This is a genomic window from Streptomyces sp. SID3343 (genome assembly GCF_009865215.1).
Lineage (GTDB): Bacteria > Actinomycetota > Actinomycetes > Streptomycetales > Streptomycetaceae > Embleya.
In genome coordinates this window covers 1-26,981 of the sequence record NZ_WWJX01001416.1, presented here as the reverse complement: position 1 = coordinate 26,981, position 26,981 = coordinate 1, and the positions used below count along the sequence as shown (strand labels likewise).

Sequence of the window (26,981 nt, the reverse complement as noted above, 5' to 3'; positions counted from 1 at the left end):
CCGCGAAGAAGGCGGCGGTGAGCGCGGCCGACGCCGCACCGCGCAAGACGGCCGCGAAGAAGAGCGCCAAGAAGACCGCCGGCAAGGCGGGCGACGCCCAATCGGGCACCGCCGAGCCGGTCGACGAGGCCGAGGACGCCGAGGACGCGCTGCCGGACGTGCCCGAGGAGGAGACCGGGAAGGGCTTCGTCCTCTCGGACGACGAGGACGACGCGCCCGCGCAGCAGGTCGCCGTCGCCGGGGCCACCGCCGACCCGGTCAAGGACTACCTCAAGCAGATCGGCAAGGTCCCGCTGCTCAACGCCGAGCAGGAGGTCAACCTCGCCAAGCGGATCGAGGCCGGTCTGTTCGCCGAGGACAAACTGGGCTCGGGCGACAAGCTCCCACCCAAGCTCCGCATGGAGCTGGAGATCATCGCCGAGGACGGCAGGCGCGCGAAGAACCACCTGCTCGAGGCGAACCTGCGCCTGGTGGTATCGCTCGCCAAGCGCTACACGGGTCGCGGCATGCTGTTCCTGGACCTGATCCAGGAGGGCAACCTGGGCCTGATCCGCGCGGTCGAGAAATTCGACTACACCAAGGGTTACAAGTTCTCGACCTACGCGACGTGGTGGATCCGCCAGGCGATCACCCGAGCGATGGCCGACCAGGCGCGGACGATCCGTATCCCGGTCCACATGGTCGAGGTCATCAACAAGCTCGCCCGCGTGCAGCGTCAGATGCTCCAGGACCTGGGCCGCGAGCCCACCCCGGAGGAGCTGGCCAAGGAACTCGACATGACCCCCGAAAAGGTGGTCGAGGTGCAGAAGTACGGCCGTGAGCCCATCTCGCTGCACACCCCCCTAGGCGAGGACGGCGACAGCGAGTTCGGCGACCTCATCGAGGACTCCGAGGCCGTGGTGCCCGCCGACGCGGTGAGCTTCACGCTGCTGCAGGAACAGTTGCACTCGGTGCTCGACACGCTGTCCGAGCGTGAGGCCGGCGTCGTGTCGATGCGTTTCGGCCTCACCGACGGCCAGCCCAAGACCCTCGACGAGATCGGCAAGGTGTACGGGGTCACCCGTGAGCGCATCCGCCAGATCGAGTCGAAGACCATGTCGAAGCTGCGCCACCCGTCCCGCTCCCAGGTTCTGCGCGACTACCTGGACTAGGCCCGACCGCCGATTTTCGGCCGCGACGGGCACCCAGGCCCCGGATACACCATCCGGGGCCTTCGCGTGTGCGTTAACGAGCTATATCACCCGTTTGCCGGGCTCGGATGATTCCGAAGCACCACTCGGGGGCACTGGCCATCACCTGACGGTAACCGGCGAGAGGGTCCCCATGATGGTGCGAGCGCTCCAGCGGGTCACGCGCGGTAGCAACCGGTACACACGAGGGTCGATGTTCACGCTTGTCGTGATCGTCGTGACCGCGGTCCTGGCAGGCGCCTCGCCTTCCGGGCCGCCCAAGGTGATCGTCGGCGGCTCACCGGCCGACACCGACACCTATCCGTGGGCCGTCGCCCTGTCCAGCCGGGCGACCTACGGCTCCGCGCGGTCGGGACAGTTCTGTGGCGGCACCGTGATCGCGCCCACCAAGGTGCTCACGGCCGCTCACTGCATGTTCGACGAGAACGGGAAGCGCGTCGACCGCCCCGATCTGGCCGTCCTCCAAGGCCGAACGGACCTGCGCACCACGAAGGGCCGTGAGGTCGCGGTGACGGGGGTCTACGTGAATCCCCGCTTCGAGCAGTCCGCGATCGACGGCGACTGGGCGGTACTCACACTCGCCGACGCGCTGGACACGGACAGCGCGCCGATCGTCGCGCAGGGCGCCGACGTCTACGCGGAGGGTTCGGCCGCGACCGTGATCGGGTGGGGGGACACCACGGGCAACGGCGACTATTCGTCCACCCTGCGCCAGGTCACCGTTCCGCTGATCTCCGACACGACGTGTCGCACGGCATATCCCGGCGGGCCCTATGGGCAGTACGACCCCGCGGGCATGGTGTGCGCGGGGGAGCGGCAGGGCGGCAAGGACGCGTGCAGCGCGGACAGCGGCGGTCCGCTGTTGCTCGACGGCACGCTCGCCGGAATCGTGTCGTGGGGCGACGGTTGTGCCCAGGCGCGTAAACCGGGTGTCTACACCCGAGTCGCCGCGTTCGCCCGGGACATCCGGGAAGCCGCCGGATTGTGAGGGAGATCACCTCCTGTCGGGGAGCCGCCGACCCCCGTGAACGACGATGCAGACGCCGATGGCGACCACCTCACGGTGGCCGCCATCGGCACGATGTCTGCTCGTCGGGGTCTCAGAGGGTCGGCTGTTTGGTCAGTTGTCGTCGTCCGGTGCGGTGACGGGGACCGCCGTAAGACGGTCGGTCTCGTCCTGTATCTCCACGGCCACCTTCCGCAGTTCAGGTTCGAACTTGCGGGCGTGGTGCGCACAGAACAGCAGTTCGCCGCCGCTGGAAAGGACAACCCGAAGGTATGCCTGGGCGCCGCACCGATCACAACGGTCGGCGGCCGTCAACGGACTGGCGGGTGTCAGAACCGAATTCACGTCGCCTCTTCTCTACTCGACGAAGCCTTCATCGATGTCCAACATCAAATCAGCCTCGAACGTTCCCGGGGTGATCGTGTCATGTTCAACAGGTTCCTGACACACCCCTTTTGCAACTCGTTCCTTGTGCATAGGACGTGCCCTGTGAGCGTACGGTTCATGCCGGCCACCCGATCGGGTGGTCGAAGATTTGTTCGGATGCCGGCTAGGATGCGGCGGCGAGCCGTGGCCGGGGTGTCTTCCTGCCCCGGTAGCCTTGCTCTCCGGCGCGACGCGAGTGATCACCGGGCCTCGATGTTCGGGGCCTGATGGCCGCGATCGCGCCGTACGGATCGACGCGTGTGCGGCGATCCGACTACGCGACTACATGCGAGGAGTTGCACCGCGTGACCGCCCAGACGACTGCGCAGTCCACCGCGCTCCTGGCGGGCGAGCCCGACCACTCGAACTACACCGCGCGGCATCTCCTCGTACTCGAGGGACTCGACGCGGTCCGCAAGCGGCCCGGCATGTACATCGGCTCCACCGACAGTCGGGGCCTGATGCACTGTCTGTGGGAGATCATCGACAACTCGGTCGACGAAGCCCTCGGCGGCTTCGGCGACCGAATCGAGGTGCTCCTGCACGGCGACGGCTCGGTTGAGGTTCGGGACTACGGTCGTGGCATCCCCGTCGATGTCGAGCCCAAGACCGGCCTGTCCGGTGTCGAGGTCGTCCTGACCAAGCTGCACGCCGGTGGCAAGTTCGGCGGTGGTGCCTACGCCGCGTCCGGCGGCCTGCACGGTGTCGGCGCCTCCGTGGTCAACGCCTTGTCCTCCCGACTCGACGTCGAGGTGGACCTCGGCGGGCACACCCACGCCATCGGATTCCGCCGCGGCGTGCCCGGCGAGTTCGCCACGCTCGGTGCCGACTCGCCGTTCAGTCCCGGCAACGGGCTCCGCAAGATCAAGAAGATCGCCAGGTCCAAGACCGGCACTCGGATCCGCTACTGGGCGGACCGGCAGATCTTCCTCAAGGACGCCTCGATCGACCTTGAATCGCTCCACTCGCGGGCGCGTCAGACGGCGTTCCTGGTGCCCGGGCTCACCATTGTTGTTCGCGACGAGCGTAATGGTACGAATCCGGACGAAGTCGACGAACAGGTATTTCACTACTCCGGTGGCATCAGCGAGTTCTGCGAATACCTCGCTCCCGACCGGGCCCTGTGCGACGTCCTGCGCTTCACCGGACAGGGCACGTTCAAGGAGACCGTGCCCGTGCTCGACGAGCAGGGCCACATGGTGGCGACCGAGGTTCAGCGCGAGTTGGGCGTCGACATCGCGCTGCGCTGGGGTACGGGCTACGACTCGACGCTGCGCTCGTTCGTCAACATCATCGCCACGCCCAAGGGCGGCACCCACGTCGCCGGGTTCGACCAGGCGCTGCGACGCACCGTCAACGACGCGTTGCGCTCGGCCAAGGTGCTTCGGGTGGCCGAGGACGACATCACCAAGGACGACGCGACCGAGGGCCTGACCGCCGTCGTGACCGTGCGGCTCGCCGAGCCGCAGTTCGAGGGGCAGACCAAGGAGGTCCTGGGCACCTCGGCCGCCACGCGCATCGTGGCAGCCGTCGTCTCCAAGGAACTCAAGGCGTTCCTGACCTCCTCCGACCGTGACCACAAAGCCCAGTCCCGCGCCGTCCTGGAGAAGGTCGTCTCGGCGGCCCGCACCCGGATCGCGGCCCGGCAGCACAAGGAGGCCCAGCGTCGCAAGACGGCCCTGGAGACCTCGGCGCTGCCGGCCAAGCTCGCCGACTGCCGCAGCGACGACGTCGAGCGCAGCGAACTGTTCATCGTCGAGGGCGATTCCGCGCTCGGTACCGCCAAGCTCGCGCGCAACTCGGAGTTCCAGGCCCTGCTGCCCATTCGCGGCAAGATCCTGAACGTGCAGAAGGCGTCCGTCTCGGACATGCTCAAGAACGCCGAGTGTGCCGCGATCATCCAGGTCATAGGCGCGGGTTCGGGGCGGACGTTCGACATCGACCAGGCCCGCTACGGCAAGATCATCTTCATGGCCGACGCCGACGTCGACGGCTCGCACATCCGCATCCTGCTGCTGACCCTCTTCCAGCGCTACATGCGCCCGATGATCGAGGCGGGTCGGGTGTTCGCGGCGGTTCCGCCGCTGCATCGCATCGAGCTGTCACGGCCCAAGAAGGGCCAGGACAAGTACGTGTACACGTACTCCGACGCGGAGCTCAAGCGCACGCTGTTGGAGTACCAGCGCAAGAACATCGCCTGGAAGGACCCCATCCAGCGCTACAAGGGACTGGGCGAGATGGACGCCGACCAGCTCGCGGAGACCACGGTCGACCCGCGGCACCGCACATTGCGTCGGATCAACCTCGGTGACCTCGAAGCGGCCGAGCAGGTGTTCAACCTGCTGATGGGCAACGAGGTCGCGCCGCGCAAGGAGTTCATCACCAACTCGGCGTCGCTGCTGGACCGCTCGCGCATCGACGCCTGACGCGCGACGGACCGGAGCGGTCGGCGGGCGAGCCGAGCGACACCACGAAAAGCGTCGGGCCCGAAGGGACTTCCCTTCGGGCCCGACGCTTTCGCGTGTCCGTTCGGCAGGTTCGGACATCGAAGCCGGGCGGTCGGCATATCTGCGATAGAAGGACGAATTCACTCATCAGCGTTGACCCACGCGTGTTTCCCGTATCGCCGGGGCTCAGCCCCTCGTTGGCCAAACGTTTTCACCGAGCATGACGGTGCCACGAGCGCCGCCATGCGTCCGGTTCATCCGTACAGGTGAACCGCGTAGAACCTGGCCGCGCGGCCCGCGCCCGCTGACCATGCTGAACACCAGTCCCATCGAACGTCTGTCGTGGGGCGACATCGCGCGGAACGGCGATCGACGAGGAGACCTACGGTGACGACCAGTTCGTACCGACCCACACCCACCCGGGGTGTGCCGTTCGGCGACCCGGAGCCGGATTCGCGCGCGGAGATCTATCTACGGGTCCAGGCGAGTCCGGAGTTCCAGGAGATTCGGCGCCGCTACCGCGACTTCGTGTTCCCGATGTCGCTCGCGTTCCTCGCGTGGTACCTGCTCTACGTGTTCGCCTCCACCTTCGCCCGGGGCTTCATGGCGCACCGGATCGTGGGCGTGTTCAACGTCGCGCTCGCGTTCGGGCTGCTCCAGTTCGCCGCCACGTTCTCGATCACGTGGTTGTACGCCAGGCACGCGCGCACCAAGCGCGACCGCGCGGCGCTGAACCTGCGTTGGGACACCCAGGAGATGTTTCGGTGAGCGACACCTTTCTCGCGGTCACCGGCGGTCATCGCGGGTTGACCGGGTTGCTGTTCGTCGGCTTCGTGGTGATCACGCTCGGGATCACGGTGTGGGCGAGCCGGAACAACCGTACGACCAACGACTTCTACGCCGGCGGGCGGCAGTTCTCCGCGTCGCAGAACGGGCTCGCGATCGCCGGTGACTACATGTCGGCGGCGTCGTTCCTGGGCATCGCGGGACTGATCTCGCTCGTGGGCTACGACGGCTTCCTGTACTCGATCGGCTTCCTGGTCGCGTGGCTGGTCGTGCTCATGCTCGTGGCCGAACTCGTGCGCAACTGCGGCCGGTTCACCATGGCCGACGTGGTCGCCTTCCGGATGAGCCGCAAGCCCGTGCGTACCGCCGCCGGCGCGGCCACCATCGTCGTGTCGATCTTCTACCTGATCGCCCAGATGGTCGGCGCGGGCACGCTGGTGGCCCTGTTGCTCGGGGACAGCGGCGGCTCGGCCCAGACGTGGACGATCGTCGGCGTGGGCGCCCTGATGGTGGTCTACGTGACGTTCGGCGGGATGAAGGGCACCACCTGGATCCAGATCGTCAAGGCCGCGCTGTTGCTCGGCGGCGCGATCCTGATGACGGTCCTGGTCCTGGTGCGCTTCCACTTCGACGTCAACGAACTGCTCTCGACGGCGGCGAGCACGAGCGGGCACGGGCACAAATTCCTCGAACCCGGGCTTCAGTACGGGGCGAACCTGACCAGCCGGCTCGACTTCATCAGCCTCGCGATCGCGCTCGTGCTCGGCACCGCCGGTCTGCCGCACATCCTGGTGCGCTTCTACACCGTGCCCACCGCACGGGCCGCGCGGCACTCGGTGATGTGGGCGATCGGCCTGATCGGCACGTTCTACCTGTTGACGATCGTGCTCGGGTTCGGCGCGGCCGCGGTGCTCGGCTCGGACAGGATCCGCGCCTCGAACAAGGCCGGCAACACCGCGCTTCCGTTGCTCGCCGAGGAACTCGGCGGTGGGCCCGACACGCTCGGCGGCGTCGTGTTGCTCGCGGTGATCGCGGCGGTCGCGTTCGCGACGATCCTGGCGGTGGTCGCCGGACTCACGCTGGCCTCCTCCGCGTCGTTCGCGCACGATCTGTACACGAACGTCATCCGCGGGGAGGCGACCGACGACAAGAGCGAACTGCGGGCCGCCCGGCTGTCGGCGATCGTGATCGGCGCGATCGCGATCGGGCTCAGCCTGTCCGCGCAAAAGCTCAACGTGGCGTTCCTGGTCGCGCTCGCCTTCGCGGTCGCGGCGTCGGCGAACCTGCCGACGCTGCTGTACACGCTGTTCTGGCGGCGCTTCAACACCAACGGCACCGTGTGGGCGATCTACGGCGGGCTCGGGTCGGCCCTGGTGCTCGTGCTGTTCTCGCCGGTGATCTCCGGCGGCGGGAACTCGTTGGTGACCGGTGTCGATTTCCACTGGTTCCCGCTGGAGAACCCGGGGATCGTGTCGATCCCGGTCGGCTTCCTGTGCGGCTGGATCGGGACGCTGCGCTCCGACGAGGAAGCGGATGCGGCCAAGTACGCCGAGATGGAGGTCCGGTCGCTGACCGGAGCCGGCGCCTACTGAGGCGCCCGGCCGAGGCACCTGTCGACGGACGGCGTCCGGCGACGGGACGCACGGCCGTCGACGGGACCGACGCCTGTCGACGAGACGGACGCCTATCGACGGGACGGAAAGCGGGCTCGCATGCTGGTCGGCAGGCCCTCGCTCTTGCCGCAGCTCTCCGGCCGGGCGGGGGCTTCCCGGAGCGCGTCCACGGTCAGCGTCCAGGTGCGGCCGTCGACGTGGTCCACCCGGACCGTCCAGGCACCGTGGTCCTCCTTGCGCTCGTCGTAGACCGACAGCGCGTCGGCCCGATGGTCGCGGCACTCGGCGCGCACCGCGAGCTCCGCGGCCTGCGCGGCGCGTGAGTAGGTCGAGCGGCCGCGGCACAGGTCCGGGACCATGTCGCCGCGCTGTGCCGCGGCGACCACGGCGCCGGCCGAGGAGGGGTCCAGGCGGCCGTACACGTACCCCTGGGGGAGTACCGCGGCCGTCGGGGCAAAACGGTGCCCGCCCAGGTGGGTGGCCTCCCACGTGGCCGTGGGGAAGGTTTGCGCGAGGGTGGCGGCGAGGGGGCGGCCCTCGATCGAGCAGCACCGGTCGCGCTTGCCGTTCGTGCAGACCAGGATCAGCGGTTCGGTGACCGGCTCGCCGATCGAGGGCTCGGCCGGCCCGGCGAGGGCGGCGAGATCGAGCGCGAGCAGGTCGGCGGGGCCGGACACGCGCAGTTTGCGCATCCAGGTCGCGCCCGGCTCGGTCCACACGAGATACGCGGCGCGCTCGTCACTTGGACCGGGCCCGGCGGCGGTATCCGGCCGGCGGATCAAGGTGGCCCGGAAACCGGCCCGGCTCGCCCGCCCGTCCAATTCCGCGCCTATCCCGTCGTCGAGTCCCCGGCTGGCCGCGACGGCCTTGGCCGCCCACGGACCGGGGTGCTCCAGGAGCAGCCAGCCGGGTGTGGTCGGAGCGGTGCCCGCCAGCGGCTCGGCCAGTTCGTTCGAGAGAAAGACGCAGGTTTCCACGACTGTCGACCATAGCTTTCACTCGGCCCGAGCCCGGATCGCCCCCGCCCCGAGCGCCCGGAACACATGATCCCGGTACGGTTGTTGCACACGGTAACGATGGGAGGCGGCCATGCCCCAGGGACGGCCAGACGGGAGCGCGGCGATAGCCGGCTTCACGTTGGACGACGCGGTGGCGCTCGCCAGGGCCGCACACGACGGTCAATTGGACAAGGGTGGACATCCGTACATCACCCACCCACTGAGGGTGATGGACAACGTCGACGGGATCCCCGCCAGGATGGCGGCGGTCCTGCACGATGTGATCGAGGACACGCCCGTGGGGGCGGACCAACTGCGCGCGGCCGGCGTGCCGGCGCGGATCGTGGACGCGGTGATCGCACTGTCGAAGCTGCCGGGCGAGCCGCTGGAGGCCAGTATGGCCCGAGCCGCGGCGGACCCGATCGCGCTCGTGGTCAAGCGCGCCGACATCGCCGACAACCGGTCCGAGGCCAGACTCGGCCAGCTCGACGAGGCCACCCAGGTACGACTTCGGCACAAGTACACCCGCTCGATCGAACTCCTCGAGGAGTTCGCCGCGCACTGAGCGAGCCCACCGAGCACACACCGGAGCCCCGCGGGCATCGATACCCGCGGGGCTCCGGCATGTCGTGCGGCAGGGCTCAGACGGTGCCGGGCGGACCGCCGACCACGTCGATCGGCTTGGGCAGGGGGGTACCGGAGCCGTCACGGCGCGGGTCCAGGTCGGGCAGCGGGACCGGTTGGCCCTTGGCGTCCGACGCCCGGGCGGGTGCCGCTCCGGCCCACGCCACGCGCAGCGTGGTCTCGCCCTTGAGGAAGCGTTGGCAGCGCACGCCGCCGGTCGCTCGACCCTTGCGCGGATACTCCGCGAACGGCGTGACCTTGGCCGTGCCGTGCTCCGAACCGAACAACGCGTCGCCGCTGTACGCGGCGACCGTGACCACGACCGCCTCCGCGGCCGGGTCGACCGCGGTGAAGGACAGGACCTTTTGCCCGTCGCCGACCTTGATGCCCGCCATGCCGCCCGCGGGACGGCCCTGCGGCCGGACCATCGACGCCTGGAAACGCAGCAACTGGGCGTCGTCGGTGACGAACACCAGATCTTCCTCGCCGGTGCGCAACTCGACCGCGCCGACGATCGTGTCACCGTCGCGCAGCGCGATGACCTCCAGGTCGTCCTTGTTCGCCGGATAGTCCGGCACGACCCGTTTGACCACGCCCTGCGCGGTGCCCAGAGCGAGCCCGGGGGAGTCCGCGGACAAGGTGGTCAGGCACAGCAGACGCTCGTGCGGCTCCAGTGGGACGAATTCCGACAGCGGCGCGCCGCCCGCGAGATTCGGCGCCGTCGCGGTCTCCGGGAGCGAGGGCAGGTCGACCACGTTGATCCGCAGCAGTCGGCCCGTATCGGTCACCGCGCCGACCTCGCCGCGCACGGTCGCCGCGACGGAGGACACCACCAGATCGTGCTTGGAGCGGTCGCCCTCGGGTGGCAGCGGGCCGCCCGTCGCGGTGCGCGCGAGCAGGCCCGTCGAGGACAGCAGGACCACGCAGGGCGCGTCGGTGACCTGCAGCGGAACCGCCGCGGCCGGGACGTCGGCGGATTCCAGGAGCACCGTGCGGCGCGGCGTGCCGTACTTCTTCGACACCGCGGCCAGTTCGTCCGAGACGACCTTTCGCAGCAGCTTGTCGTCGTCGAGGATGAGGGTCAGCTCGGCGATCTCGGCGCGCAGTCGCTCCTGCTCGGCCTCCAGTTCGATCCGGTCGAACCGGGTGAGGCGCCGCAGCGGGGTGTCGAGGATGTACGACGCCTGGATGTCGGAGAGCGTGAACGTCTCCATCAGACGTTCCTTCGCCTGCGACGAGTTGTCGCTGGAGCGGATCAGTTCGATCACGCGATCGATGTCGATCAGCGCGACGAGTAGACCGTCGACCAGGTGCAGCCGTTCCTGACGCTTGCGGCGGCGATACTCGCTGCGCCGACGCACGACCTCGAAACGGTGGTCGACGTAGACCTGGAGCAGTTCCTTCAGGCCCAGGGTGAGCGGTTGGCCGTCGACGAGCGCGACGTTGTTGATGCCGAACGTCTCCTCCATCGGCGTCAGCTTGTAGAGCTGCTGGAGGATCGCCTCGGGGTTGAAGCCGTTCTTGATCTCGATGACCAGACGCAGCCCGTGCGAGCGGTCGGTGAGGTCCTTGAGGTCGGCGATGCCCTGGACCTTCTTGGACTGGACGAGTTCCTTGATCTTGGCGATCACCCGCTCCGGGCCGACGTTGTACGGCAACTCGGTGACGACGATGCCCTTGCGGCGCGCGGTGACCGACTCGATCGTCGCGGTCGCGCGGATCCTGAAGGTCCCGCGACCCTTCTCGTACGCGTCACGCACGCCGGTCAGGCCCACGATCCGACCGCCCGTGGGCAGGTCGGGACCGGGGACGTGGCGCATGACGTCTTCGAGTGTCGCCGCCGGATGGCGGATCAGGTGGCGCGCGGCGGCGATCACCTCGACCAGGTTGTGCGGCGGCATGTTGGTGGCCATGCCGACCGCGATCCCGGACGCGCCGTTGACGAGCAGGTTCGGGAACGCGGCGGGCAGGACACCCGGTTCCTGCTCCTGGCCGTCGTAGTTGGGGCCGAAGTCGACGACGTCCTCGTCGATCGAGTCGACCATGAGCATCGCCGCCGACGACAGCCGGGACTCGGTGTATCGCATCGCGGCGGGCGGGTCGTCGCCGCCGAGCGAACCGAAGTTCCCGTGGCCGTCGATCAACGGCAGGCGCATCGAGAACGGCTGCGCCATGCGCACGAGGGTGTCGTAGATGGGGCCGTCACCGTGTGGGTGCAGCTTGCCCATCACCTCGCCCACGACACGGGCGCACTTGACGTAGCCCTTGTCGGGGCGCAGGCCCATCTCGGCGGCTTGGTAGAGGATGCGGCGGTGTACGGGCTTGAGCCCGTCGCGGGCGTCGGGCAACGCCCGCGAGTAGATGACCGAGTAGGCGTACTCCAGGAAGGAGCCCTGCATCTCGTCGACGACATCGATGTCGAGGATGCGTTCCTCGAAGTCGTCCGGTGGCTGCTGACCGGAAGTTTTCGTACTACGGCGGGCCATGCGCGGCGTTGCTCCTTTGCTTCTTCGGGCCGGCGCCGGGCCGTGTCTCCCGTGTCCGCCCGCGGGCGGCGCGGCCGGGGACGGCCCGCACGGCGTGCCCATTGTGGCGCGCCGGTAGGACATGTGAGTGCAGCGACCCGGGTGACACCGTGCTTGAGGGTTGTGCGAGGAGGGAAGGACAGCCCTTTGGCCCAGGATTTCGATCAACGGTTCCGCGGGCAAGCCGGCGACGGAGAGAAGGTCCGACGATGGACGACAAGCAGATCCGCGAACGCATCACCGACATGGTCGCGCGGGAACGGGCGTTGCGGGACCAACTCGCGGCGGGCACGATCTCCGACGAGGAGGAACACGGGCGACTCGCCGCGGTCGAGCACGAACTCGACCAGTGTTGGGACCTGTTGCGCCAACGTCAGGCGCTGCGAGACGCCGGCGGCGATCCGGCCTCGGCCGCGGCGCGGCCCGTGCGCGAGGTCGAGGGCTACCAGCAGTAGCGGTTCGCGGTCGCCGGGACGTGCCTCGGGAGCTTCTTCGCCCACCGCGAACACCCCCTCGACGGGGAGTCGAACAGGCACTTCCCGTCGTTAGGGTGAGGGTGGCCGCCGTCGCGGCGGTCACCCTCCAGGAGAGGACGGTTGGGCATATGGCAGGACCGGCGACTGCATCGTTGGCGTTCACCGCGACCACGCACACCCTCGGCAACGGGCTGCGCGTGGTGCTTTCGGAGGACCACGTCGACCCCGTGGCCGCGGTCTGCCTCTGGTACGACGTGGGCTCACGCCACGAAGTACCCGGACGCACCGGGCTCGCACACCTCTTCGAACATCTGATGTTCCAGGGCTCGGCCAACGTGCACGGCAACGAGCACTTCGAGTTCGTCCAGTCCGCGGGCGGCTCGCTCAACGGCACCACGAGCTTCGAGCGGACGAACTACTTCGAGACCATGCCCGCGCACCAGGTCGAACTCGCGCTGTGGCTGGAGGCCGACCGAATGGGCGGGCTGCTCCAAGCGCTGACCGACGAGAGCCTGGACAACCAACGCGACGTGGTCAAGAACGAGCGCCGCCAGCGCTACGACAACGTGCCGTACGGCACCGCGTGGGAGCGGCTGATCGCGATGGCCTTCCCCGAGGGCCACCCGTACCACCACATGCCGATCGGCTCGATGGCCGACCTCGACGCCACGTCCCTGCAGGACTGCCGGGCGTTCTTCTCGACCTACTACGCGCCGAACAACGCGGTGCTCGCGGTCGTCGGCGACATCGACCCCGAGCAGACGCTCGCGTGGGCCGAGAAGTACTTCGGCACGATCCCCGCGCACGACGGCAAGCCCACACCCGCCGACGGCACGCTGCCCGCGGTGATCGGCGCCGAACTGCGCGAGACGGTGCACGAGGACGTGCCCTCGGCCGCGCTGATGGCCGCCTACCGGATGCCGGCCGACGGCACCCGCGCGGCGGAGGCCGCCGACATCGCGCTCACCGTGCTCGGCGAGGGCGAGAGCTCGCGCCTGAACACGCGACTGGTGCGCCACGACGAACTCGGCGTCTACGCGGGCGTGGGCCTGATGCGCCTCTCCGGCACCGCGTCGGTGGCCATGCTCGACGTCAAGGCGTCGGGCTCGGGCTCGGTCGCCGACATCGACGCGGCCGTGAACGAGGAGTTCGCGCGGTTCGCGGCCGAGGGCCCGACCCCGGCCGAACTGGAGCGCGCGCAGGCCCAGTTGGAGCGCGCCTATCTCGACACGATGGCCACCGTCGGCGGTCGGGCGGACGAACTGTGCCGCTACGCGACGTTGTTCGGCGACGCGAATCTGGCGTTCACCGCGCTGGATCGGCTCCTGGAGATCACCGCCGAGGAGGTGCGGGCGGTCGCCGCCGAGCGCCTGGTGCCCGAGAACCGCGCGGTGCTCGTGTACGAACCGACCGACGAGAACGTGGACGAGAACAAGGAGCAGGTCGCGTGACCCAGACCGGCGAGATGGTGTTCCACCCGCGCCCGGGCGCGGGAGAGGCCCGGGAGTGGACCTTTCCCAGCCCCGAACGCAGTGAACTCGGCAACGGCCTCGCGGTGCTGCGCGTGGATCGCCCCGGACAAAAGGTCGTGGCCGTCGAACTCGTCCTGGACTCGCCGCTGGCGGCCGAGCCGCGCGAGTGCGAGGGCGTCGCCACGATCATGGCGCGCGCGTTGACCGAGGGCACCGACAAGATGGGCGCCGAGGAGTTCGCCGCCGAACTGGAGCGGTGCGGCGCGACGATCGACACCGACGCCGACCACCCCGGCGTGCGGGTCGCGCTCGACGTCCCGGCGTCGCGCCTGGAGCGGGCGCTGGGCCTGCTCGCCGACGCGATGCGGGCGCCGGCTTTTCCCGCCGACGAGGTGGATCGGCTCGTGCGCCAGCGTCTCGACGAGATCGTGCACGAGATGGCCAGTCCGCCGCGGCGCGCCGCGTTCGCGCTCAACGCGACGCTGTTCGACTCCTCGGTCCGGCTCTCGCGCCCGCGCGCGGGCACCGCCGAGAGCGTCGCGCGCGTCGATCGCGCGTCGGTGTGGGACTTCTTCGACACCCACGTGCGCCCGGGGACGGCGACGCTCGTCGTGGTCGGCGACTTCGCCGGGGTCGACGTCACCGACATCCTGGAACGCACCCTGGGCACGTGGTCGGGCACCGCCGCGTCGGCGTCGCCGACGGCGTCCACGGCCGCCGACGACCACGCGCGCGTGGTGATCGTGGACCGCCCCGGCAGCGTGCAGACGCAAGCGTTGGTCGGTCGGGTGGGCCCGGGGCGCGACGACGCGTCGTGGCCCGCGCTCACCATCGGCACCTACTGCCTGGGCGGCACGCTCACGTCGCGCCTGGACCGTGTGCTGCGCGAGGAGAAGGGCTACACCTACGGCGTGCGCGCGGTGAACCAGACGCTGCCCTCGGGCTCGCTGCTCGCCATCCACGGTTCGGTGGAGACCGATGTCACCGGCCCGGCCGTCGCCGACATGGTGAGTGTGCTGCGCACCCTCGCCGACGAGGGTCTGACGGACACCGAGCGCGACGCCGCGGTGCAGAGCATCGTGGGGGTCGCGCCGCTCAAGTACGTCACCCCGCGCGCGGTGTGCGACTCGCTCGCCGACATCGTCGCGGAGCGGCAGCCGGACGGCTACCTGGCCGAGCTCTACCTGCGGCTCGCGGCCGTCGCGACCAAGGACGCCTCCGAGGCGGTCGTCGCCGCGTTCGATCCCGCGCACCTGGTGGTGGTCCTGGTGGGCGACGCGGCGAAGATCCGCGGCCCCCTGGAAGCACTCGAACTGGGGCCGGTCACGGTCGTCGAGTGACCCGAGCGACCCGAGTGTGACGAAGAGTGTGACGAAGTCGGACGGTGGGCGGCCCGAACGGGAGGGCCCACCGCCCACTTCGGTTTCGTCCGGCGCTTACGGTAGACCCATGACTCAGCCGTTGCCGGGCGCCGGGCCCGGAGAAACGACAGCCATTCCGCCGGCCGCGAGGCTCGACGGGAAAGAAAGCGACTCCGTGCCGCTGGGCACCGGACTGACCACCGCGGATGTCGCGGAACGGGTCGCGAGGGGCGCGGTCAACGACGTCCCCGTGCGGTCGAGTCGATCGACGTCCGAGATCGTCAAGGCGAACGTCTTCACCCGCTTCAACGCCGTCATCGGCGTGCTGTGGCTGATCATCTTGTCCGTCGGATCGGTCAAGGACGGCCTGTTCGGCTTCGTGATCATCGCGAACACCGGCATCGGCATCATTCAGGAGATGCGTGCCAAGCGCACCCTGGACCGACTCGCGGTGATCGGCGAGTCCAAGCCGATGGTGCGCCGCGACGGCAAGGCGATCGCGCTCTCGCCGTCCGACATCGTGCTCGACGACGTGATCGAACTGGGCGCCGGCGACAAGGCGTCGGTCGACGGCGTCGTGGTCGAGGCGGACAACCTGGAGATCGACGAGTCGCTGCTCACCGGCGAGGCCGACCCGGTGATCAAGAAAGCCGGCGACCCGGTGATGTCCGGCAGCTTCGTGGTGGCCGGCAACGGCGCGTTCACCGCGACCCGGGTGGGCCGCGAGGCGTACGCCGCGCAGCTGATCGAGGAGGCCAGCCGGTTCACCCTCGTGGCGTCCGAGCTGCGCAACGGCATCAGCACGATCCTCAAGTACGTCACCTGGATCCTCTTCCCCGCGTCGATCGCGCTGATCATCAGCCAATACCGACTGGAGGACACCACCTGGCGCGAGGCGGTGACCCGGATGATCGCCGGCATCGTGCCGATGGTCCCCGAGGGCCTGGTGCTGCTCACCTCGCTCGCGTTCGCGGTCGGCGTCATCCGGCTCGGCCGCAAGCAGTGCCTGGTCCAGGAGTTGCCGGCGATCGAGGGCCTGGCCCGGGTCGACGTGGTGTGCCTGGACAAGACCGGCACGCTGACCGAGGGCGGCATGAACGTCGCCGAGGTTCGCGAACTGACCGAGGGTCTGCCGGTGCGCCCCGCGCTCGGCGCGCTGGGCACCACCGAACCCCGGCCCAACGCGAGCCTGGCCGCGATCATCGACGAGTGCCCGGCCGTCGACGGTTGGACCACGGTCGAGAGCGTGCCGTTCTCGTCGGCTCGCAAGTACAGCGGCGCGACCTTCGAGGAGGCCGGCGCCCGCGCCACGTGGCTGATCGGCGCCCCCGAGGTGCTCGTGAGCGCGCCCGCGCACAAGGATCTGCTCGCGGAGGCGGAACGGCTCGGCGCGCAGGGTCTGCGCGTGCTGCTGCTCGTGCGTACCGAGAGCACGCTGCCCGAGACGGTGGAGTCGCTCGTCGGTGGCCCCGACGGCGCCGACGTGGCACCCGCCGCCCTCGTGGTCCTGGAGCAGCGGCTTCGGCACGACGCGGGCGCGACGCTGGACTACTTCGCCGACCAGGGCGTCGCGGCCAAGGTCATCTCCGGCGACAACGCGGTGTCGGTGGGCGCGGTGGCCGCCAAGCTGGGCATCAAGGGCGCCGACCACCCCGTCGACGCCCGGACGCTGCCCACCGACCAGGACGCGCTCGCCGACGTCCTGGAGGCCAACACCGTCTTCGGCCGGGTCACCCCGCAGCAAAAGCGCGACATGGTCGCCGCCCTCCAGTCGCGCGGCCACAACGTCGCGATGACCGGTGACGGCGTCAACGACGTGCTCGCGCTCAAGGACGCCGACATCGGCGTGTCGATGGGCTCGGGCAGCGAGGCCACCAAGGGCGTCGCGCAGATCGTGCTGCTCGACAACAGCTTCTCGACCCTGCCGTCGGTGGTCGGTGAGGGCCGGCGGGTGATCGGCAACATCGAACGCGTCTCGAACCTGTTCCTGACCAAGACCTCGTACTCGGTCCTGCTCGCGATCCTGGTCGTGATCGCGAACGTGCCCTACCCGTTCCTGCCGCGCCACCTGACGCTGCTCGCGTGGTTCACCATCGGCACGCCGGCGTTCTTCCTCGCGCTCGCGCCGAACAAGGAGCGCGCCCGGGCGGGCTTCGTCAAGCGTGTCGTGCGCTACTCGGGGCCCTCCGGCGTGATCGCCGGCGCCGCGACGTTCACCGCGTACCTGCTCGCCCGCTCGCACTACGGCGCCACCGAGGCCACTCGCACCGCCGAGACGTCGATCGCGACGCTGACGCTGTTCCTGGTCGGTCTGTGGGTGCTCGCGATCATCGCGCGCCCGTACACGTGGTGGCGGGTCGCGCTCGTGCTCGTGATGGGGGCCGGGTTCGCCACGGTGTTGACCGTGCCGTGGTTGCAGGACTTCTTCGAACTCAAGCTGGTCGGCGGGCGGATGCCGTGGGTCGCGGTGGGGATAGCCGTGGTCGCGGGGTTGTTGTTGGAGGTCGTCGCGTATTGGAACAAGCGGCGGTTGGCGAGCGAGATCGGCTAGCTCGGGCCTTGCTCTTGGCCGCTTGGCCCTGATGGGACGGTTCTTGTTCGGGGGCTGCTGCGGGTGCGGTTTGGTCGGGTGGGGTTTGGTGCCCACCCGCACCACCCGTTGCGTTTTGGGGGCGGGCTGTGGTTTCAGGGCGTCCGGGTGGGCGCGGTCCGGCCTCTTGGCCCGGCTTCGGGCGGCCGTTGCGGTTCTACCGCGACCGGGTGGCCGGGGTTTGTGGGCCACGGCTCGGGTGCCTTGGGGTGGCCAGGGTCAGGGCCAGGCCGGTGAGGGTCGAGCCGGCGGTCAGGGTTGCGATGAAGGCTCGCCGTCCGGGTGGGAGGCGGCTCCAGTAGGAGAGCGTGACGACGGTGTCGCCGAGGTCGGCGGCGGCCGAGCCGAGCAGCCACGGACGCACCCCTTCGCCGCGCGCCGCCGCGTACAGCGCGCCCGCTCCCAAGGCCAGGTCGCGTCCGCCGAGCGCGCGGGCGAACACCCGATTGCCGGTGACGTCCGCGTCGTCGCCGATCCACGGTCGGGACACGCGCGCCGGTTCGGTCAGGGCGACCACGCCGAGCGCCGCGCGGGCGCCCGCCCAGACCAAAGTCGCGCTGCGGACGAGGCGTTCACGCTCACGTTTGGTAGTCGTCACGCTCGTCACGGTATCGCCTCGCCAAGACTTCGGCGGTGATCGATTTCGTGCATTAGCCTCGCCCTGCCGCACGATCACGCAGCGGTGAGATCGAGCGACCGGCATCGGCGTGACGCAGTGTCACGCGGTCACGGGGAGGACGGTGCCCGGTCGCCCACGGGGATGGAGAACCACCTTGTACGTGCGCAAGCCTGCCCTGCCGGGCCTGCTGATCGCCGCATCCGTCATCGCGTTGTCGACCGGATGCGGGCTGGTCGACAAGGCCAAGGACAAGGCCGACGGGGACGGCGACAAGAAGAAGGACGCGGCGTCGACCGGGGCGCCCGCCGCGCAGCCGACGGGGGCGCCCAAGCCGTCCGCCGACCCCGCGAAGCCCGCCGGCGGCGTCGACCCGACCGCCAAGGACTACTGCAACCTGCTCACCACGGACGAACTCGGAGCCGTCCTCGGCGCGCCGGTGGAGCGCACCAGGAACGACGACGCGCTGCACACCTGCCGCTACTACGGCCCGGCGAACACCAATCTGCTCACCGTGCAGTACTTCGCCCGCAGCGCCCGACTCGAAGAGACGCCGGAGAGCGTCATGGCCAAGAACAGCACCGCCAAGTACGGGCAGCGGATCACCGACCTCGGCGACTTCCCCTCGATGTACGTTCCGGCCGGCGCGAACCCGGCACCGGTCACCCCGGAGGTGTACTTCGCCAAGCTGCACGGTGACCTGATCGTCGACGTGCACGTGTCGCTGTCGGTGGACCGCAAGGGCCTCGCCCGCGACAAGCACCTCGCGATCGCCAAGGTCGTCGCCGGCAAGCTCTGATCGTCGCCGACAGGCGGTGACCGACCCCGGGGACCGCGTCCGCGCGCGCCGACGCGGTCCCCGGCCCCGCCGGGCCGGTCAGCTTCCCTTGAGTTCGGGGAAGTCCTCCTCGAACCATTCGAGCGTGCCCCGCCCGGTCAGGTCACCGTCGTGCAACTCGCGCTCACGACCCCGCAGTTCGACCCGGCGGATCTTGCCCGAGATGGTCTTGGGCAACTCGGCGAACTCGATCCGCCGCACCCGCTTGTACGGGGACAGCACCGAGCGCGCGTGCCGCAGGATCGACAGCGCCGTCTCCCGGTTGGGCTCGTGTCCGGGGGCGAGCACCACGTACGCCTTCGGCACCGCGAGCCGCACCGGGTCGGGCGAGGGCACCACGGCGGCCTCGGTGACCGCGTCGTGCTCGATCAGCACGCTCTCCAACTCGAACGGCGAGATGCGGTAGTCGGACGCCTTGAACACGTCGTCGGCGCGGCCCACATAGGTGATGTAGCCGTCCTCGTCGCGGGTTCCCACGTCACCGGTGTGGTAGAAACCGCCGCGCATCGACTCGGCGGTGCGCTCGGGATCGTCCAGGTAGCCCGTCATCAGACCCAGCGGACGCGTGGCCAGTTCGAGGCAGATCTCGCCCTCGGCGCCCGCCCCGGTGACCACCTCGCCGCTCGCCGGATCCACCAGCGCCACCGTGTAGCCCGGCAGCGGCCGCCCCATCGAGCCCGGACGCACCTCCTGGCCCGGCGCGTTGCCGATCTGCGCGGTGGTCTCGGTCTGCCCGAAACCGTCTCGAATGGTCAACCCCCAGGCCGCCCGCACCTGTTCGATGACCTCCGGATTGAGCGGCTCGCCCGCGCCGATCACCTCGCGCAGCGACGTGGCCCACGCGCCGAGGTCCTCCTGCACGAGCATCCGCCACACCGTCGGCGGCGCGCAGAACGACGTCACCCCACAGCGCACCATCGTGTCCAGCAACGGCTGCGCGGCGAACCGGTCCTGACGAACGATCAAGATGGTGGCGCCGGCGTTCCACGGGGCGAAGAAGTTGCTCCACGCGTGCTTGGCCCACCCGGGCGAGGAGATGTTCAGATGCACGTCGCCGGGCCGAAGCCCCAACCAGTACATCGTGGACAGGTGCCCGATCGGGTAGCTCACCTGGGTGTGCCCCACGAGCTTGGGCTGCGCGGTGGTGCCGGACGTGAAGTACAGCAGCAGCGGATCGTCCGCGGCGGTGGGCCCGTCGGGCGCGAACGGCTCGACCACCTCGTGCGCCTCGGCGAACCGCGACCACCCCCGGACCCTCTCGCCCACCGCGATCCGCGTCCAGGCGCCCGGCACGTCGGCGAAGCCCGGCGTCACCGTCGCGTCGGCGATCACGTGTGCGACGCCACCGCGCACGACCCGGTCGGTCAGGTCGGCAGGCGCGAGCATCGTGGTCGCCGGGATGATCACCGCGCCCAGCTTCATCGCGGCGAGCATCGCCTCCCACAACTCGACGCGGTTGCCCAGCACCAGCAGCACCCGGTCGCCGCGCCGTACCCCGCGAGCGCGCAGCCACCCCGCGACCCGATCGCTGCGTCGCGCCAACTCGGCGAAGGAGACCTTGGTGTCGGTGCCGTCCTCCGCCACGATCCACAACGCGGTGGCGTCGTTGTCGCGCGCGATCACGTCGAACCAGTCGAGCGCCCAGTTGAACTCGGTCGGCTCGGGGCGCGGGAAGTCCCGCCACGCGGTGGGCTGATCCTCACGATGGTCCAGCAGGAAGTCGCGCGCAGCGCGGAAAGCCTCGGTCGCACCCGTCGTCATCGCGCAGTTCCTCCGTCTGTCGTGCGGCGCCGGCAGATCGCCGGACCGCCTGTCTCGTACCGTGCCCCGTGCCGCGGCGGCGCCCACGTCGCCACGCGCGCCGCGCGACGCCGAACCCGCCATAGCGCAGTACCGCCTCGGTGGGGACTGGAACGCACCTTCGCATCACCCGTTCGAGCGGTCAACGACCGCTCCCGGCTTCTGACGTTGACCGTCGCGGCGCCCGCCCGCAAGACTCCCGGGGAAACCCAGCCCGGTAACGCAGACAACCGCGCGAAGATCGCGATCCGACAGTCGGGACCGTAATTGACAGACAGTACGGGGCGACCCGGTCCGCGCGTACTCGTCCTCGCGGACGACCTCACCGGGGCCAACGCCACAGCCGTGCGCTTCGCCCGGCGCGGAATGCGCACACTCGTCACCGGTGGACCGCCGCGACCATGCCCCAGCGCCCCCGACGTACTCGTGCTCGACCTGGCGACGCGGCACCTGCCCGGCGTCCAGGCCGCACGACGCGTGGTCGCGGGCGCGTCGGTGTTCCCCGACGTGCCCATGGTCGCCAAGCGCGTGGACAGCACACTGCGCGGCAACCCGGGCGCCGAGACCGCCGCGCTCCTGCACGTGCTCGACGCGCGCCCGGGACCGCCGGTACGCGCGCTGGTCGTCCCCGCGCATCCGGAAGCCGGACGGACCACCAAGGACGGCATCCACCGCCTGCACGGCGTCCCGATCGCCGACAGCGTGGTCGCCCGCGATCCGCTCACCCCGGTGACCTCCTCGTGTGTGTTCTCCGCGTTCGACGCCGTCGACCGCACCATCGCGCACATCCCGCTCGACCTGGTGCGCGGCGGCTCGAACGACCTCGCCCGGGCCCTGGGCGCGGCCGGAGCGCAGGTACTGGTGTGCGACGCGACCACCGAGGCCGACGTGGACGCGCTGGCGATCGCCGCCGCGCGATGCGCGAGCGAGGGCGACGTGCGCTGGCTGCCGGTGGATCCGGGCCCGTTCTGCGCGGCGCTGGCGACCGTACTGGGTACGGTCCCCACCGGGCGGCCCGTGCTCGGCGTCTCGGGCAGCATGACCGAGCTCAGTCGGGACCAACTCGCCGAGACCGAACGGCGACTGGGCGCGCGCTGGATCGACGTCGGCGACGAACCCGACCCGATCCGGGTGGCCGCCGACCTGATCGCGCTGGCCCGCACGAAACCGGCGATGGCCGGCATCCGCACCCGCGTCCCGGACCGGATCGACGCGCGGATCGCGTCCCGCCTGCCGGTGCTGCTCGGGGAGGCGGTCCGGCGCGCGATCGCGGCGACCTCGTTCGCCGGCGTGTACGCGACCGGCGGCGACATCGCGGGGGCGGTGTGTACCGCGCTCGGGGCGGACGGGCTCGCGGTCGAGTCCGAGGTACAACCCCTCGTGGTCGCCGGCCGGCTCGTCGGCGGCCCGCACGACGGGCTGCCGTTCGCCGCGAAAGGCGGTCTCGTCGGCAACGCCGACGCGGCGGTGGCGTGCGCGCTGCACCTGCGGATGAGTTCCACCCGACCGGCCGGCTTCGCCGGCGCCCTCCACGCCTGGGGAGACTGACGATGGACGACGGCGCGCACACGCTGCCCGTGGTGGGCCTCACCCTCGGCGACCCCGCCGGGATCGGGCCCGAGATCGTCGCCCGCACCCTGCTCGACCCGGGCCTGCGGGACACCGTGCGGTGCGTCGCGATCGGCGACGCCGCCGCTCTGCGCCGGGGCGCGCGCGCCTGCGGGTTCGACCTGACGGTGCGCCCGATCGCCGCGCGCGACGTGGCGCCGGACCCCGACCCCGCGGTCGTCGACATCCTGGACACCGCGACCGTCACCGACGCGGACATCGACGCCGCGATGCCCTGGGGACGAGTCGGCGCCCCGGCAGGCGCGGCCGCGCTCGCCGCGATCGAGCGCGCGGTACGAGCCGCCGAAAGCGGCCTGGTCGACGCGATCGCCACCGCGCCGATCAACAAGGAGTCGATCTGGGCGGCGGGCAGCACGCAACCGGGCCACACCGAACTGCTCGGCGAACTCACCGGCGCCACCCACCCCGACACGATGTTCGTGGTCGGCGGCCTGAAGATCTTCTTCACCACCCGCCACGCCTCCCTGCGCAAGGCGTTGGACCTGCTCACCCCCCAGCGAGTGGACGCGGCGATCACCGCCGCCCACGACGCGCTGCGGGTGTTCGGCGACGACGAGGCCCCCGTGCTCGCGGTCGCGGCGGTCAACCCGCACGGCGGTGAGGGCGGCGCGTTCGGCGACGAGGAGATCGAGATCCTGGCCCCGGCCGTCGCGCGCGCCCGGACCCGCGGCCTGGACGTGGTGGGCCCGGTGCCCGCCGACGCCGTCTTCCATCAGGGCCTGCGCGGGCGCTGGGCCGGCGTACTGTCGCACTTTCACGATCAAGGCCACATCGCCGCGAAGACGTTCGACTTCGACGGCACCATCTCGGTCACCGTCGGGCTGCCGATCCTGCGCACGTCCGTCGACCACGGCACGGCGTTCGACATCGCCGGCACGGGCACCGCCGAGTACGCGTCGATGCGCGAGGCGGTCCGCGCGGCGGCCCGATTCGCGCCGTCGGTCCCCAAACTGCGCAACCGCTGGGCGGTCTGACTCCGATTGCGGTCACCGCACCGCTAAGTCCGCGAACCTCGGCGCGACTCCCGTTCAGCCCGCCGTCAGGGCCGTCGCGATCCGCGCCGCGAGCTCCGCGTTGCCCCGAATCAGCGCGACGTTGGCCGCCAGCGACGCGCCGCCCGTCTCGCGGTGGAAGAAGTCCAACAGGAACGGCGTCACGGCCTTGCCCGTGATCCCGCTCGCCGCGAGCGCGGCGAGCGACTGCCCGAGCACCCGGTCGTGCAGCACGGGATCCAACTGATCGGCCACCGGCACCGGGTTGGCCACCACGAGCCCGTGTCGTCCCAGACCCAACGCCTCGTGCGCGCGCACCACGTCGGCGACCTCGTCCGCGGTGTCCACGCGCCACTCCAGCCGGTGGCCCGAGTCGGCGAGATAAAAGCCCGGGAACGCGTTCGTGCCGTAGCCCATCACCGCGACGTTGAGCGATTCCAGTCGCTCCAGCGTCGCGCCCACGTCCAGGATCGACTTGACGCCCGAGCACACGACGGTGAGCCCACACCGGGTCAGTGCGACCAGATCCGCGGACTCGTCCCAACTGTCCTTGGCCTCGCGGTGCACCCCGCCCAGCCCGCCGGTCGCGAACACCCGGATGCCCGCCTGATGTGCGAGGTGCGCGGTCGCGCCCACGGTCGTCGCCGCGTGCTCGCCGCGAGCGGTCACCAGGGCGAGGTCGCGCAGCCCGGCCTTGCGCACGTCGTCGGACGTGGCCACGAATTCGAGCGTCTCCGCGTCGAGGCCCACCGACGCGCGACCGTGCACGACCGCGACCGTCGCCGGCACCGCGCCCAACGCGCGCACCCGCGCCTCGACGTCGCGCGCCACCCTGAGGTTGTCCGGACGGGGGAGCCCGTGCGCGATGATCGTGCTCTCCAACGCGACCACAGGGCGGCCCGCTGCCAACGCCTCCGCGACCTCCGGCGCGATCCGCAAGCCGTTCACCGGCAGGACGCTACCGGGCGACGACGCAAGGGGCGCGGTATACGCGCCGACCCGGGACGGCCCGACGTCGCCCCGACGCTGCGACACTCCGATGATCATGGCAATCCGCCGTAACGCCGCGGGTCCCGATCAGCTGCGCGGCTGGTACAACACGGCTGCCCAACCGTCCGGGCCGGTCACCCGGACGCGCACTTCGTGCGGCCCCTCGACCTCCTCGCCCACGGTGAAGCCGCCCTCGCGCAGCGGCGCCAGCGCCGCCGCCAGGTCGACGACCTTGACCATGACCGAAGCCGAATCGCCCTCGCGGTCGGTACCGGCGAGCGCCAACCGTCCGCCGTTGACGTCGAACTGCGCCCACCGCTCACCGTCGACGAAGGTCGGCTCCGCACCGAGCACCGCGCTCATGAAGCGCACCGCCGCGGCCATGTCTGCGACGGGAAAAGCTGCGGACACGCTCTGAGCGGACATGGGGGTACCTCCTGCGGCGAGACCGGACACGGCATCTGATGGTCTATCAGGTCCGGTGGACACCAACCGACTCGGGGCGCCCGGAACCCGCCGCCGCGGCGCACCGGCGACTAACCTCGCAAACGTGGAGCCCACCGACACCGCAGGTTTGCCGCCCAAGCCCCCCGAGCACTGGGAGGCCGACGTCGTGCTGCGCGACGGCGCGACCGCGCACGTGCGACCCGTCGGCCCCGACGACGCGGGCCGCCTGGTCGACTTCTACGCCCGCGTCTCGGCCGAGTCCAAATACCTGCGCTTCTTCACGCCCTACCCGCGCCTGTCCGAGCGCGACGTACGGCACTTCACCACCCACGACTGGGTGGACCGGGTCGGCCTGGGCCTGTTCGTCGGCGACGGCATGGTCGCCATCGTGCGCTACGACCGGATCGGCCCCGACGGCCGCTCGGTCAAAACCGGCCCGGCCGGCCGCTCCTCGACCGCCGAAGTCGCCTTCCTGGTCCAGGACGACCAACAGGGCCGCGGCGTCGCGTCCGTACTGCTCGAACACATCGCCGCGGTCGCCCGCGAGCGCGGCATCCGGCGCTTCGTGGCCGACGTACTGCCGTCCAATCGGCGCATGGTCACCGTGTTCACCGAGGCCGGCTACACCCAGGCGTCCGCGTTCGAGGACGGCGTGGTCCGGCTCACCCTCGAACTCGCGCCCACCGAGACCTCGCTCGGCGTCATGCTCGCGCGCGAACACCGCGCCGAATCCCGCTCGATCGAACGCCTGCTCACCCCGCGCTCGGTCGCCGTGATCGGCGCGAGCCGACACACCGGCACGGTCGGCAACACCCTCCTGGGCAACCTGCTCGCCGGCGAATTCACCGGCGAGGTGTACGCGGTCAACCCCAAGGCCGGCAACGACCCGATCGACGGCGTCCCCACCTACGCGTCCGTCCTCGACATCCCCGGCGGCGTGGACCTGGCCCTGGTCGCGGTCCCCGCCGACGCGGTTCGACAGGTCGTCGAACAGTGCGGCCGCAAGGGCGTGCACGGCCTCGTCGTGGTCTCCTCCGGCTTCGCCGAGACGGGCCCGGAGGGCCGCGAACGCCAACGCCGCCTGGTCCGCGCGGCGCGCCGGCGCGGCATGCGCGTGATCGGGCCCAACTGCCTCGGCGTGCTCAACACCGACCCCGCCCTGATGGTGAACGCGAGCCTGTCACCGAGGATGCCGCGGCGAGGCCGAGTCGGCATGTTCGCGCAGTCCGGCGCGCTGGGCATCGCCATCCTGGAATCCACGGTGAGCCGAGGCATCGGCCTGTCCACGTTCGTCTCGGCCGGCAACCGCGCCGACGTCTCCGGCAACGACCTCCTCCAGTACTGGGAGGACGACCCGGCCACCGATGTGGTCCTGCTCCACCTCGAATCGATCGGCAACCCACGCAAGTTCACCCGCCTCGCCCGCCGGGTCTCACGCGCCAAGCCCGTCGTCGCGGTCAAGTCGGGCCGACACACCCAGGGCATCCCCCTGGGCCACGTCACCCGAGCCCTGACCCTGCCCGACACGGCCGTCGACGCGCTCTTTCGCCAGGCGGGCGTGATCCGGGTGCCCACCGTCGCCGAACTCTTCGACGTCGGCCAACTCCTGGCCTACCAACCGCTGCCCGCCGGCGACCGGATCGCGATCATCGGCAACTCCGACTCGCTCGGCCTGCTCACCCAGGACGCGTGCGCGAGCGCCGGCCTGAACCCGCTGCGCCCGGTCGACCTGACCACGTCCGCGACCGCCGACGACTTCCGCGAGGCCCTGGCCGACGCCTTGGCCTCGGCGGAGACCGACGCGGTGATCACGGTCTTCATCCCCCCGCTGACCACGTCGGGCGACGAGGTCGCGAGCGTGATCGCCGAGATGGCCGGTCGCGCGGCCGAGATCGGCAAACCGCTCCTGACCACCTACCTCGCGCACGAGGGCCTGCCCACGCAACTGCGCAGGCTCGACGCCGACGGAGTGCCCGCGTTCGGCTCGGTGCCCTCCTACCCCGCCCCCGAGAACGCGGTCCGCGCGCTCGCCGAGGTCGTCCGCTACGCGGCCTGGCGGCGGCGGCCGGTGGGGCGGATCCCCGAGCTCGACGACGTACGGACCGAGCAGGCCCGCTCGCTGGTCCGCGCCCGCCTCGGCGCCGCCGACGCGGCC

Annotated in this window: 21 protein-coding genes; 14 read left to right on the top strand and 7 right to left on the bottom strand. The window is 70.5% G+C overall.

Annotated elements, in window-relative coordinates; genetic code table 11:
• Together GT354_RS44835 and GT354_RS44830 are read left to right on the top strand one after the other, a co-directional pair.
• The coding region (locus GT354_RS44835; protein ID WP_202513001.1) for an RNA polymerase sigma factor at window positions 1–1,151 on the top strand (1,151 nt) is incomplete at its 5' end.
• A 232-nt stretch (window positions 1,152–1,383) separates the two neighbouring features.
• Window positions 1,384–2,178: a serine protease gene (locus tag GT354_RS44830; RefSeq protein WP_161363045.1), complete on the top strand. Its 795-nt coding sequence runs from the start codon at window positions 1,384–1,386 to the stop codon at window positions 2,176–2,178.
• 132 nt (window positions 2,179–2,310) lie between these two features.
• On the opposite strand, the gene GT354_RS44825 is transcribed toward GT354_RS44830, so the two are convergent.
• A complete protein-coding gene (locus GT354_RS44825) occupies window positions 2,311–2,541 on the bottom strand; it encodes a hypothetical protein (protein ID WP_020555816.1) in 231 nt (76 codons plus the stop codon).
• 386 nt (window positions 2,542–2,927) lie between these two features.
• On the opposite strand from GT354_RS44825, the gene GT354_RS44820 reads away from it, so the two are divergent.
• The 3 genes from GT354_RS44820 to GT354_RS44810 all read left to right on the top strand — a co-directional run bounded on the left by GT354_RS44820 (window position 2,928) and on the right by GT354_RS44810 (window position 7,447).
• Complete coding sequence (locus tag GT354_RS44820; protein WP_161363044.1) at window positions 2,928–5,048, top strand: DNA topoisomerase IV subunit B; 2,121 nt, start codon at window positions 2,928–2,930, stop codon at window positions 5,046–5,048.
• Window positions 5,049–5,456: 408 nt separating this feature from the next.
• Entirely contained in the window at window positions 5,457–5,837 is a 381-nt protein-coding gene (locus tag GT354_RS55240; RefSeq protein WP_346012462.1) for a DUF485 domain-containing protein, read from the top strand.
• The gene (locus GT354_RS44810) at window positions 5,834–7,447 is read left to right on the top strand and encodes a cation acetate symporter (RefSeq protein ID WP_161363042.1); all 1,614 of its coding nucleotides are present in this window, start codon (window positions 5,834–5,836) and stop codon (window positions 7,445–7,447) included. Before GT354_RS55240 ends, GT354_RS44810 begins: the two co-directional genes overlap by 4 nt.
• Before the next feature lie 92 nt (window positions 7,448–7,539).
• On the opposite strand, the gene GT354_RS44805 is transcribed toward GT354_RS44810, so the two are convergent.
• On the bottom strand, window positions 7,540–8,445 hold the full coding sequence (locus GT354_RS44805; RefSeq protein WP_161363040.1) for a sucrase ferredoxin: 906 nt from the start codon (window positions 8,443–8,445) through the stop codon (window positions 7,540–7,542).
• A 112-nt stretch (window positions 8,446–8,557) separates the two neighbouring features.
• Here GT354_RS44805 and GT354_RS44800 point away from each other — a divergent pair, with 112 nt between their 5' ends.
• Window positions 8,558–9,031, top strand: coding sequence for an HD domain-containing protein (locus GT354_RS44800; RefSeq protein WP_161363038.1), 474 nt, complete (start codon window positions 8,558–8,560; stop codon window positions 9,029–9,031).
• A 76-nt stretch (window positions 9,032–9,107) separates the two neighbouring features.
• Here GT354_RS44800 and GT354_RS44795 read toward each other — a convergent pair whose 3' ends face one another.
• Entirely contained in the window at window positions 9,108–11,576 is a 2,469-nt protein-coding gene (locus tag GT354_RS44795) for a DNA topoisomerase (ATP-hydrolyzing) (protein ID WP_161363036.1), read from the bottom strand.
• 248 nt (window positions 11,577–11,824) lie between these two features.
• On the opposite strand from GT354_RS44795, the gene GT354_RS44790 reads away from it, so the two are divergent.
• From GT354_RS44790 to GT354_RS44775, 4 genes are all read left to right on the top strand, one after another.
• Window positions 11,825–12,070, top strand: coding sequence for a DUF2630 family protein (locus GT354_RS44790; RefSeq protein ID WP_161363034.1), 246 nt, complete (start codon window positions 11,825–11,827; stop codon window positions 12,068–12,070).
• A gap of 149 nt (window positions 12,071–12,219) precedes the next feature.
• Window positions 12,220–13,542, top strand: a complete 1,323-nt coding sequence (locus GT354_RS44785) for a pitrilysin family protein (RefSeq protein WP_161363032.1) — start codon at window positions 12,220–12,222, stop codon at window positions 13,540–13,542.
• Entirely contained in the window at window positions 13,539–14,903 is a 1,365-nt protein-coding gene (locus GT354_RS44780; RefSeq protein ID WP_161363030.1) for a pitrilysin family protein, read from the top strand. Before GT354_RS44785 ends, GT354_RS44780 begins: the two co-directional genes overlap by 4 nt.
• Before the next feature lie 109 nt (window positions 14,904–15,012).
• Entirely contained in the window at window positions 15,013–17,475 is a 2,463-nt protein-coding gene (locus GT354_RS44775) for an HAD-IC family P-type ATPase (protein WP_237536076.1), read from the top strand.
• A 196-nt stretch (window positions 17,476–17,671) separates the two neighbouring features.
• Here GT354_RS44775 and GT354_RS44770 read toward each other — a convergent pair whose 3' ends face one another.
• The gene (locus GT354_RS44770; protein ID WP_161363027.1) at window positions 17,672–18,112 is read right to left on the bottom strand and encodes a hypothetical protein; all 441 of its coding nucleotides are present in this window, start codon (window positions 18,110–18,112) and stop codon (window positions 17,672–17,674) included.
• Window positions 18,113–18,287: 175 nt separating this feature from the next.
• Here GT354_RS44770 and GT354_RS44765 point away from each other — a divergent pair, with 175 nt between their 5' ends.
• Entirely contained in the window at window positions 18,288–18,929 is a 642-nt protein-coding gene (locus GT354_RS44765; RefSeq protein ID WP_161363025.1) for a hypothetical protein, read from the top strand.
• A 78-nt stretch (window positions 18,930–19,007) separates the two neighbouring features.
• On the opposite strand, the gene GT354_RS44760 is transcribed toward GT354_RS44765, so the two are convergent.
• Window positions 19,008–20,729 (bottom strand): AMP-binding protein, encoded by a 1,722-nt coding sequence (locus GT354_RS44760; RefSeq protein ID WP_161363023.1) that lies wholly within the window; start codon window positions 20,727–20,729, stop codon window positions 19,008–19,010.
• A gap of 306 nt (window positions 20,730–21,035) precedes the next feature.
• Here GT354_RS44760 and GT354_RS44755 point away from each other — a divergent pair, with 306 nt between their 5' ends.
• Window positions 21,036–22,316 carry a four-carbon acid sugar kinase family protein gene (locus GT354_RS44755; protein ID WP_202513000.1) on the top strand — a complete coding sequence of 427 codons (1,281 nt, stop codon included), beginning with the start codon at window positions 21,036–21,038 and terminating at the stop codon, window positions 22,314–22,316.
• Between the two features lie 2 nt (window positions 22,317–22,318).
• A complete protein-coding gene (gene pdxA, locus GT354_RS44750; protein WP_161363021.1) occupies window positions 22,319–23,371 on the top strand; it encodes a 4-hydroxythreonine-4-phosphate dehydrogenase PdxA in 1,053 nt (350 codons plus the stop codon).
• Between the two features lie 54 nt (window positions 23,372–23,425).
• Here pdxA and GT354_RS44745 read toward each other — a convergent pair whose 3' ends face one another.
• Both GT354_RS44745 and GT354_RS44740 read right to left on the bottom strand, forming a co-directional pair.
• The gene (locus GT354_RS44745; protein ID WP_346012461.1) at window positions 23,426–24,337 is read right to left on the bottom strand and encodes a pseudouridine-5'-phosphate glycosidase; all 912 of its coding nucleotides are present in this window, start codon (window positions 24,335–24,337) and stop codon (window positions 23,426–23,428) included.
• Between the two features lie 129 nt (window positions 24,338–24,466).
• On the bottom strand, window positions 24,467–24,805 hold the full coding sequence (locus tag GT354_RS44740) for a VOC family protein (protein WP_161363016.1): 339 nt from the start codon (window positions 24,803–24,805) through the stop codon (window positions 24,467–24,469).
• 124 nt (window positions 24,806–24,929) lie between these two features.
• Here GT354_RS44740 and GT354_RS44735 point away from each other — a divergent pair.
• Window positions 24,930–26,981 (top strand): GNAT family N-acetyltransferase (locus tag GT354_RS44735; RefSeq protein WP_161363014.1); only part of this gene is annotated, 2,052 nt, incomplete at its 3' end.